1 protein-coding gene and 1 pseudogene are annotated in these 2,565 nt (G+C 36.2%); one reads left to right on the top strand and one right to left on the bottom strand.

What is annotated here, in order from left to right; all coding sequences use genetic code 11:
- Positions 1 to 112 precede the first annotated feature (112 nt).
- A complete protein-coding gene (locus PV763_RS17285; protein ID WP_000693745.1) occupies positions 113 to 2,068 on the top strand; it encodes an alkyl/aryl-sulfatase in 1,956 nt (651 codons plus the stop codon).
- 357 nt (positions 2,069 to 2,425) lie between these two features.
- Here PV763_RS17285 and PV763_RS17280 read toward each other — a convergent pair.
- Positions 2,426 to 2,565, bottom strand: a pseudogene (locus tag PV763_RS17280) (IS30 family transposase); the annotation flags it as partial.

The following is a 2,565-nucleotide window of genomic DNA, read 5'->3' as shown; positions in this document are numbered from 1 at the left end:
CCAGCTACCACAACAAAATAAGGTAGCTTAACTAGAGCAGAGTATCACTTATAAATAAGCTTTTAGTTGTTCAAACATGTGGGACCACCTCTATTTAAAAAAAGGAAAGAAGATGAAAATTAAGTTTTTAACAGTTTCATTGATGCTTATTCTGCCATTTTCTGTTTTTGCAGCAAATACTGTAGTAGAAAAAGCGGTCATTGAATCAAATAATACATATAAGGCGAAGTATAACTTAGAGGATATGACTGAGTTTAATCAGGCTCAAAAGGGCTTTATTGCCAAGCCAACAGGTCAAATTAAAAGTGAGAAAGGCAATGTTATCTGGGATTTTGATGCATTTAGTTTTTTACAAGATCAAGCACCAAATACCGTTAATCCCACTCTATGGCGACAAGCAAAATTAAACAACAATGTTGGGCTATTTAAAGTAACAGATCGAGTTTGGCAAATTCGTGGTTTTGATTTGGCAAATATGACCATCATTCAGGGTGATACTGGCTGGATTATTGTGGATACATTAACCTCTAAAGAAACGGCTGAAGCAGCACTTAAATTTGCTAGACAGCATTTAGGTGAGCAAAAAATTTCAGCCATTATCTTTACCCATAGCCATATCGATCATTTTGGTGGTGCATTAGGCGTTCTTTCTAGCGAAGAAATTAACGCTAGAAAAACTCCAATTATTGCGCCAAAAGGCTTTATGGAAGAAGCGACCAGTGAAAATGTGATGGCAGGTTCAGCCATGATACGTCGTGCGACTTATATGTATGGAACTTTTCTACCTAAAAATGCGGAAGGATTGGTGGATACAGGTTTAGGTAAGGCTGTTGCTGTGGGAAAAATGGGCATCCTTGAGCCTACACAACTGATCACTCAACCAGAACAGAAAATGACGGTTGATGGCTTGGATTTTGTGTTTTATAACGTGCCGGGTTCAGAAGCACCAGCAGAATTAACGTTCTCTATCCCATCATTGAAACTTTATAACGGCGCAGAAATTCTATCTCATACCATGCATAATCTTTATACCCTTCGGGGTGCTAAAGTCCGTGATGCCTTAAAATGGGTGGGCTATCTAGACCAAGCAATGCAGCATGCCAAAGCATCCGATGTATTGATTGCACAGCATCATTGGCCTGTCTGGGGCAATGACAATATTCAAGATTTTATTAAAACCCAGCGAGATGTTTATAAGTTCACGCATGATCAGACGGTGAGATATATGAACTCTGGTTTTAATGGCGCTGAAATTGCCGAAAAAATTAAGCTTCCAGCGGCACTTGATCAAAAACTATATGCTCATGGCTATTATGGAACCCTAAAACATAATGTAAAAGCAGTATACCAATATTATATGGGATGGTTCGATGCCCATCCTTCCAATTTAGATCCATTACCCCCTAAAGCTGTTGCAAAAAAATATATTGAGTTAGCAGGTGGGGAGAACAATGCATTGAAAAATGCGCGGGATGCCTACGCTCAAGCTGACTATAGATGGGCTGCCGAGATTTTAAAACATATTGTGTTGAATAACCCTCAAAACCAACAAGCAAAAGACTTATTGGCGAATACTTATCGTCAATTGGGCTATGCTGCTGAGGCTTCAACTTGGCGTAATTTCTTTTTGGTGGGCGCTCAAGAGCTACAAAATAATGTACCCCTACAAAATACTTCTGATCCGAGTGATTTATTGATTCATACACCAACTGAAAGATTTCTTGAAGCTATGGCGACAAATTTAGATGTGGAAAATTTAAAAAATGAAAACCAGTGTATCAATCTGGTTTTGTCGGATACCAAAGAGCATTTTTCATTATGGGTTGAAAACTCAGTCATGCAGTTTAAGCGTTATGATGAAAGTAAAGATTTGGCATTGGATTGCCCTACATTAACCTTAACCAAGCCCTTATATCTAAAAATGATTACAGGTCAAATAGAAGGGGTAAAAGTCCTGCTTTCTAAAGACAGTAAAGTCAAAGGTAATCCACTGAAAATTGGAAAATTCTTTGCAATGTTTAAACGTCCAGATTCAATTTTCCCGATTGTGACTCGACCAAATGGCTAAGCTCAAATAAGTAAAGTCGAAACTTAAATTAATAGATCCAAAGAAATGGGTGAAATTATCAACTTGGTTCTCCCAATCTTATAACAGGAATACAAGAAATTATTTCTTGTATTCCTCTTTAAAATTAAAAGTAAGCTATATGTATTTTAACTCTATTGATACTTTATTAAATGGTTTTTGAATTTTTATACTTTATTTTCGATGGAGATATTTTTATTAGTAGCTTGTTTAAAAAAGATTTGTTTATTTTTCTATTAATTGCTTCTAAATAATAACTTCAATATTTTTGTGGTTAAAAGGCAAGGGGGTATTATGATGTGTTTTTTATTGAAAATAAGCTTTTATATTAGGGCGAATTCAAACATGAGGTGCGACAGTTTGAAAAGTCTTATGATAATCAACAAGCTGAGCAAATTTCTCTAATGGTGTAAGCCAATCTAACGCTTTTCTAGGACGAGTATTCAGTGACATGGCAACTTGATTTAAATAATGCTGAT

The organism is Acinetobacter sp. AS5 (assembly GCF_048957595.1).
Taxonomy (GTDB): Bacteria; Pseudomonadota; Gammaproteobacteria; order Pseudomonadales; family Moraxellaceae; genus Acinetobacter.
This window is presented reverse-complemented; position numbering and strand designations above follow the sequence as displayed.